Origin of the sequence: Desulfuromusa kysingii (assembly GCF_900107645.1) — a bacterium.
Taxonomy (GTDB): domain Bacteria; phylum Desulfobacterota; class Desulfuromonadia; order Desulfuromonadales; family Geopsychrobacteraceae; genus Desulfuromusa; species Desulfuromusa kysingii.
Genome location: NZ_FNQN01000002.1, coordinates 464957 through 473230 on the forward strand (window position 1 = coordinate 464957; position 8274 = coordinate 473230).

5 protein-coding genes are annotated in these 8274 nt (G+C 47.5%); 4 read left to right on the forward strand and 1 reads right to left on the reverse strand.

Translation table 11 applies throughout. The features are described 5' to 3' along the window. Positions 1-2769, forward strand: a complete 2769-nt coding sequence (locus tag BLU87_RS05325) for a sensor domain-containing protein (RefSeq protein ID WP_092345429.1) — start codon at positions 1-3, stop codon at positions 2767-2769. 125 nt (positions 2770-2894) lie between these two features. On the opposite strand, the gene BLU87_RS05330 is transcribed toward BLU87_RS05325, so the two are convergent. Then, the gene (locus BLU87_RS05330) at positions 2895-3869 is read right to left on the reverse strand and encodes a chemotaxis protein (RefSeq protein WP_092345431.1); all 975 of its coding nucleotides are present in this window, start codon (positions 3867-3869) and stop codon (positions 2895-2897) included. Positions 3870-4022: 153 nt separating this feature from the next. Here BLU87_RS05330 and BLU87_RS05335 point away from each other — a divergent pair, with 153 nt between their 5' ends. The 3 genes from BLU87_RS05335 to BLU87_RS05345 all read left to right on the forward strand — a co-directional run. Then, positions 4023-5120 (forward strand): SEL1-like repeat protein, encoded by a 1098-nt coding sequence (locus tag BLU87_RS05335; RefSeq protein ID WP_092345433.1) that lies wholly within the window; start codon positions 4023-4025, stop codon positions 5118-5120. 83 nt (positions 5121-5203) lie between these two features. Next, entirely contained in the window at positions 5204-6931 is a 1728-nt protein-coding gene (locus tag BLU87_RS05340; protein WP_245706378.1) for a sigma-54 interaction domain-containing protein, read from the forward strand. Positions 6932-7154: 223 nt separating this feature from the next. Then, positions 7155-8274: aldehyde dehydrogenase family protein (locus BLU87_RS05345; protein ID WP_092345435.1), on the forward strand; the 1120-nt coding region annotated here is incomplete at its 3' end.

Sequence of the window (8274 nt, forward strand, 5' to 3'; positions counted from 1 at the left end):
ATGAGCAAAAAACCAAAAATGGCACCCTTGGCAGCTGAAGAACTTGAACCACCAGCTCTTTTGGCTGAGTTGCAAACAGATCTCGGACAACTCCGCGCTGAGAACAAAAGCCTCAAACAGCGGGAACAAGAGTTACACAAATATATTCGGGCGAAAACTGACCAATTGCTTACCGTCATTGGCACCTTACCGCTCAAACCAGAAGAGCTGGATAATGCCACCTTGATCAGTGTCGATCCAATCGGCATTGTCGGCGATTCTTTTTCCCAAGTGATTGAACACCTCAACGAAACCAATAAAGATCTGAGCTTTGCCATGGGTGAACTGCAGGCAATCTTTGACTCAGCTGGTGCCAGTATTCTGGTTGTTGACACCAACAGAAAGGTGACATCCTTCAATCAAAGTAGCCGTAAACTGTTTTTTTCTGGAAAGAAAATCCCCCTTGAATTTTGCTGTAATGACGCCATCTGTCATTGCAGTAACATCCCTGCAGACTGTACCTTTAAACAGGTCCTTAAAACCGGGGAAGCGCAGAGAAACTCGGTAACACACGTTAATAATCGCTACTATCACGTCATCGGCACACCAATCAAAGGCAAGGATAACGCTATTTCTCATGTTGTCCTCGTCTACTCAGATATCACCGAACGCAAGAACAACGAACAGGCCCTGCGCGAAGCTGAAAACCGGCTGGACCTCATTCTAAACAGCGCTCAAGCCGGGATCCTGTTGATTGATCCGCAGACCCACGAAATTGTCTACGCGAATCAGTCCGTAGCCGAGATGACCGGCTACTCACGCAACAAGTTACTAGGCAATATTTGTCATAACTTTGTCTGTCCCGCTATCCAGGGAGCCTGTCCGATAACCGACTGTCTGCAAGAAATAGACAAGTCAGAACGCACCCTGTTAACCAAAGATGGCCGACAAATTCCCATCTTAAAAACAGCTAAAAAAATCAATCTCAACGGTAAAGAACATTTGGTAGAAAGCTTTATCGACATCTCTGAAAGGAAGGACGCCGAAGAAAAACTCAGGGAAAGCGAAGAACGTTACCGCACCCTCTATTCCACCATGCAAGAAGGTGTCGCCCAATACCGAATGCTCTATGATGCTGATGGAAACGCCATCGATTATGAAATCATCGATGTCAACCCCGCCTATGAAAACATCATTGCCCTGAAGCGCCAACAAATCATTGGCCGCAAAGGGAGCGACATCTACCCTCTGGAGAAAGGCAAAGCGGCCTGTCTGGATATTTACAATCATGTGACAACCAGCGGCGCTTCCACCAGCTTTGAATTTAATATAAAAGAGCGGAACAAGACCTTCAACGTGTCGGTGACAAGAACCTCACCAGCCCATTTTGCAACTATCCTTGAAGATATCACTCAGCGCAAAGCGGATGAACAACACATCGAAAAACTGGCTTTTTATGACAATTTAACCGGGCTGCCAAATCGAGTCCTGATGCAAGATCGACTTTTTCAGATGACGAGCCACGCCAAGCGCTGCGACAAAAAAGTAGGATTACTCTTCCTGGACATTGACCATTTTAAGCGGATTAACGATACCTTTGGTCATGACACCGGAGATCAACTGCTTAAAACCGTCGCCAAAAGATTGCGTAATGTATTAAGAGATTGCGATACCATCTGTCGTCTTGGCGGTGATGAATTTGTCGCACTGATTGCCGATATTAAAAGCCGCAACAACGCCTCGATGGTCGCCAATAAAATTCTTGAAGCGTTATCGCACCCCACCGTCCTTAAAGGAAAAGAGGTCTCGTCTTCGACCAGTATCGGCATCAGCATTTACCCGGAAGATGGTGCGGACCCGGACTCTCTGCTGAAAAATGCCGACACCGCCATGTATCAGGCAAAAGAAAGCGGCCGCAACACCTACCGTTTCTACTCCTCGGAGATGAACTCCAAAGCGCTGAAGCAATTACTGTTAGTCAACGACCTCAGAAAAGCATTAGTCAGGGGTGAATTCTATCTTGACTACCAACCACAGCTTGATTTATACGAAGGCCGGATAACCGGAACGGAAGCCCTACTGCGCTGGAATCATGCCGTTTTTGGTAAGATATCTCCAGCGGAGTTTATCCCCCTGGCAGAAGAGACGGGGCAGATTCTCAGCATCGGGCAGTGGGTTCTGGCGAAGGCCTGCCAACAAGCTCGCGAAATGCAACTGCGCTGCAACATTCCTTTACGCGTGTCGGTCAACCTTTCAACTAAACAGTTTCAAGATCCAAACCTCCCTGCTTACGTTCAAGAAGTCCTTGCCAATACGGGACTTGCGGCTGAAGATCTGGAACTGGAAATCACTGAGAGCATCCTCATGGAAAACGTCGAAAAAGCGCAGCAGATCCTCCATCAGCTCAAGGCAATGGGGGTCACTCTTGCAATTGATGATTTCGGTACCGGCTACAGCTCATTGAGCTACTTAAGAACCTTCCCCATTGACCGGTTAAAAATTGACAGATCTTTTGTCCAGAGAATTACCACCCACCACAATGATGCCGCCATCATCAATGCGATTATCGCTCTGGGACATAGTATTGGCGTCAAATTAGTCGCCGAGGGGGTGGAACAAAAAGGGGAGATGATTTCTCTGCAAGAGAACCAATGTGATGAGGTGCAGGGATTCTATTTCAGCAAGCCTATTGATCCTGAAACGCTGATGGATAAAATTTCCAGCCAGTCGGTGTTCTGCTTTTTTAACCATCCCGCTGCAGATGGAGCAAAAACGACAAAGACTGTATAGCCTGGGATTTGCGTTGAGGCCGCAAGACCAGCGTGACAAATCCAGGCGCGGGAAAGAGAATGTAGGGCCAATCAATCCCGCTGATCAATCAGCCCCAAGGTGAAACGTTCGCTGTTAGTGGTTCTTCAGGGGGCTTCTTCTAACTTATCAACCTCAAGAAATTCATCCATCATTTCAACCAGGTAGGGAATCTGTGGCTTTGTCGCATAACCATCGGCACCAACCTGATCACATTTTGCGGCCATCTGTTCATTAATCAACGAAGAAAACATCACCACCTTCACATCCCGCAGCAGCGGATCTTCTTTGATCTTTTTGCACAGGGTTAAGCCATCCATTTTCGGCATTTCAATATCGGAGATCAGCAGATTTAAAAGCTCTTCCAAGGGTTCCCCGTCGATAACCCGTTGCCTGATACCCTGAATATAATCGTAACATTGCTGCCCATCGACAAAAACTTTCAGATCGGTGTAGTGGGCTCCCGTTAAAACTTTTTCTATCCCAGAGCGGATCAGAGCTGAATCTTCTGCCATCACTAACTTCATCCGCTCTCTTGTATGTGGCCGTTTTTCCAACATCTCATCAGCGTGGAGATCGGCTTCATAGTCCAGATTGGCTTCAGGATCAAATTCTGCGACGATGTGTTCCAGATCAACAATAAGAATTTCCCGCCCCTCAATATTGACACTCCCCGTAAATCTTGGCCGGTATTGATCAATAAAATTCGCCATCGGCTGGACATCTTCCCAGGAAACACGGTGGATCTGATTCACTCCGTCGACTTTAAAACCGTTCACCCGATCATTGAATTCACACACCAGGACAACCTGTCGCACTTCACCCTGGGATTCTGCTTCTTTGTGACCGATATGTGATTTCAGATCAATCAACGGGATCGTCGCTCCACGCAGCAATAAGGTCCCGAGCATTCCAGGACCACTACCGGGGATAACGGTTAAGGCATCCTGATCAAAAGTGATAATTTCTTTCAACTTATGGACATTGATGCCAAAAGGCTGAACCCCAAGATAAAATTCAATGATTTCCATCTCATTGGTCCCAGTCTCAAGAAGAATTTCTTGCTTCCGATATCCGCTCATTGATCAACCTTTCATGAATAGCTGTCTAACGATAAATGATTTGATCATTTTAATCATATTCTGTCAATACTTATCAAGATTTCTCTCTCCACGCAAACTTTTTTTGTGTATACTAAGACATTAAATTACATTTACCGTTCGTCGGGGGATCGTATGACAGATATGGCACAATCACATTACCAGCTAGGGATGAACTATTTTCAGGGCAAAGGGGTTGAAAAATCTTTCTCCGAAGCCCTTAAATGGTTCCGTCTGGCAGCTCAACATCGCCACGCTAGATCCATTTTTATGCTTGGCCGAATGTATGATAAAGGGATGGGAACCGCAGAAAATCCGGCAGAAGCAGCAAAATACTATCAGCAAGCAGCAGAGTTGGGTTACTCACGGGCACAAAACATCCTCGGTCAAAACTACATTAAAGGTCGTGGTGTCACAGCAGACTATGATCAGGCTCTTCACTGGTTTCGTAAGGCCGCTGATCAAAATTTTTCTGATGCTCAGTATAACCTCGGGTTGATGTATGCCAAAGGACATGGCGTCCCTAAAGATTTTCTCGAGGCCAGACGCTGGTGGGGAATGGCAGCTGAACAGGGCAACTCTAAAGTACAATTCACCCTAGGACACATGTATCTGGTCGGCAAGGGAGTCAAAAAGAACTACTCAAAAGCGCGGCAGTGGTTACGCCAGTCTGCGGATCAAGGATTGCCAACCGCCCAGTATCACCTGGGAATGATGTACCTTAGAGGCACTGGAGTTCTACAAAGCTATACGGAAGCTCGCACTTGGCTGCAAAAAGCAGCAGAACAGAACTATCTCGATGCCACCTACAATTTGGGAAAACTTCTCAGCTCTGGAAGCGAAGAAGTTCGTGATCCCACATTAGCAGTGGTCCTGTTAAAACAGGCGGCGACGCGTGGACACCAGCGTGCACAAGTAATGTTGGGACACCATTTCATAAAAGGGATTGGCGTCGCCCAAGATTTTCAACTCGCTTATCATTGGTGGCTCGAAGCGGCCAATGACGGTAGCGCTGACGCCCAGTATAACCTCGGAATTATGCATTTAAACGGCAAAGGGGTCACAAGAGATTCGCTCGAAGGGAAAAAGTGGCTCACAAAAGCAGCGGATCAAGGACACACCAAGGCGCAATACTGCCTCGGGGTTATGTATTCGACCGGCAAAGGGGTCCCGCAGGACATGGATGAGGCTTTTCGCTGGAAGGAAGCGGCTGAATTCTGGGAAACCTTGTAACCTGACAGAGCTAAAGCGTAGCAATTCTCTCAAGCCAATTTATTCGCTATTGCATATTTGATGCATATATGCATAATCGGCCTATGCATACATATCCAGACACACCCAAGATTCAAGCCCTGATCGATGCGACTGCACGGGTCATGATTATTACTGACCAGAAGGGAACCGTTACCCTCCTCAGTAAACTGGCGCAAGAGAAATTGAACATCTCCCCTGGAAACTCCCTCAAAACCGAGCTGCCAGACTGCTGGTTTCCAATCCTGTCAATCCTGCGAGGGACACAAAAAAGTCGCGAGTTGCCACTCCAGATCTTCGATCAAGAGTATCTGGTGAACATCAATCCGATCATGGAAAATGGCGACATTATCGGGGCCGCTTGTATTATGGTCGACAGTGTCCAACTCGACACAATGGCGCAGGGGCTGCCCTCTTTTCAAACCCTGTTACGGCAGCTGGATACAATCATTGACTCATCATCTGATGGGCTTTTTGTTTGTGATGCTAACGCCAACGTCATCCGCATGAATCCCGCATCAGAAAAAATTCACAACCTCCCTGCGGCTGAAATTGTCGGCCGCAACATGCGTGAATTGATCGAAACTGGCTTCATTGATCGCTCAGCGGCCCTTGACGCGAGCATCCACAAAAAGCGGATCAGCCTACTACAGAACAAGAACGGACATAAACTGATCTCTATTGCGACCCCTGTTTTTGGCGAACAGGGCGAACTGATCCGCATCGTGGTCAGCGAACGCGACATCACCGAGATTGACAACCTGCAACATGAGCTGGAAAAGCAACAAGCCCTGAAAGACAGCCTCCGTGATCAAATGCTCGCCATGCAACAGGTTGAGCTGGACTCACAGCCCATCATCGCCAGAAGTCCGGCGATGATCCGGGCATTGCATCAGTCGATCAAAGTTGCAAAAGCCACTTCGTCGGTGCTGCTACTGGGAGAATCCGGCGTCGGCAAAGGGTTAATAGCCGACCTTATCCACAAAAAATCCCAACGTGCCGACCAGCCACTCATCAAAATCAACTGTGGCGCAATACCGGAGTCGCTCATTGAAGCCGAGCTTTTCGGTTATGAAAAGGGGGCCTTCACCGGTGCTCAAGCCAGTGGCAAACCTGGCCATTTTGAATTGGCTGATGGCGGAACCTTATTTCTGGATGAAATAGCCGAACTCCCCCTCCCCTCGCAAGTCAAACTGTTGCGTTTTCTGGAAGATGGACAGATCACCCGACTTGGCGACACTAAAGAACGCACCGTCGATGTCCGCATCATCGCAGCGACTCATCAAGACCTGAGTGAAATGGTCACCCGAGGTAAGTTTCGTCTTGATCTCTACTACCGCCTCAACGTCATCCCCATCCAAATTCCTTCAGTCCGTGAACGACCTGACTGCGTATTACCATTAATCCGTCACTACATTGATAAATTCAGTACGCAATCTGAGACCCAGAAACGCTTAACCCGAGCAGCACTGGACGCCTTGGCAAGCTACTCCTACCCTGGAAACGTCCGTGAGCTGATGAATATTTGTGAACGCCTGGTCGTTATGTCAGACACAGACCTCATTGACCTTCCTGATCTTCCAAGCCAGATCACCTTTAACTCACAAGGGAATGAGTTTCCAGCCCACCACATCCCCCCCGGAGTCTCCCTACAGGAGGCCCTAGACCTGATGGAGAAAAAACTTTTGGCAGAAGCGCTGCGACAATACAAAAATCAAACTAAAATCGCAGCAGCACTCAATGTCAACCAGTCAACCATCGCCCGAAAACTAAAAAAACATCATCTCACCTGACACCTCAGCTCTATGCATTCCTGCATATATTTCAAGGCAAAAGAGGTGACACATAAATTCTTACAGAACAAATATTTCCCCCAACAGCAAAATATTATTATTCAATTTCAGCATGTTACAATTTAAAAATAAACGTTCTAGTTTTCATAACGAAGTTTGGCATTTTCATTGCTATTGAAAGAACCCAGATTCATCAGTCCACCTACATCAAAGGAGAGCTTCAATGTCTGTGTTAAATAATGCCGCGATTAACATCCCTTCACCACAAAATGAACCGGTTCTTGCGTATGCACCGGGATCACCGGAGCGTCAAAAGTTAAAATTGGCCCTGGAGGAGTTGAAGTCCAAACAGATCGAGGTGCCACTGATCATTGGTGGGAAAGAAGTTCGTACTGGGAATACGGTTAAGATAGCTTGTCCTCATGACCATTCAATCCAATTGGGAACAAGCCACAAGGCAGGTCCCAAGGAAGTGCAAATGGCAATTGATGCTGCGATGGCAGCAAAACCTGCTTGGCAAAGTCTACGCTGGGAAGAGCGCGCGGCTATTTTCCTGAAAGCTGCCGACCTCCTTGCTGGTCCTTATCGGTTCCTTATCAACGCTGCTACGATGCTCAATATCAGCAAGAACCCTTTCCAGGCTGAAATTGATGCCGCTTGTGAGTTGATTGACTTCCTCCGCTTCAATGTGTATTTCGCTCAAGAAGTTTACGCTGACCAGCCACTTCATTCACCATCACCTATCTGGAATTATGTTCAGCATCGTCCTCTGGAGGGTTTTGTCTTTGCTGTTGCCCCATTTAACTTCACCGCTATCGCTGGCAACCTGCCAACGGCACCAGCCATCATGGGCAATACCGTGGTATGGAAACCAGCATCCTCTGCTGTCTATGCCCCATACCATTTCATGAAGTTACTCCAGGAAGCAGGTTTACCAGATGGGGTCATTAACTTCGTTCCAGGTTCTGGGAGTGATGTTGGCAATGTCTGCCTTGATAGCCCGGACTTTAACGGCATCCACTTCACCGGAAGTACAGCGGTATTCCAAAGCATGTGGAAACAAATCGGCAACAACATTGCCGCAAACAAATATAAAACCTACCCACGTATCGTTGGTGAGACCGGCGGTAAAGACTTTATCTTCGCTCACAGCTCCGCTGACGTCAAAGCCCTTGCAACCGGTATCGTCCGTGGTGCATTTGAATATCAGGGACAGAAATGCTCTGCCGCCTCCCGTGCTTATGTTCCAGAATCACTTTGGGAACCGGTCTTGACAGAAATAAAAGCGCAAACGGATCGGATTAAAATGGGAGATGTTGCCGACTTTAGAAACCTGATCAATG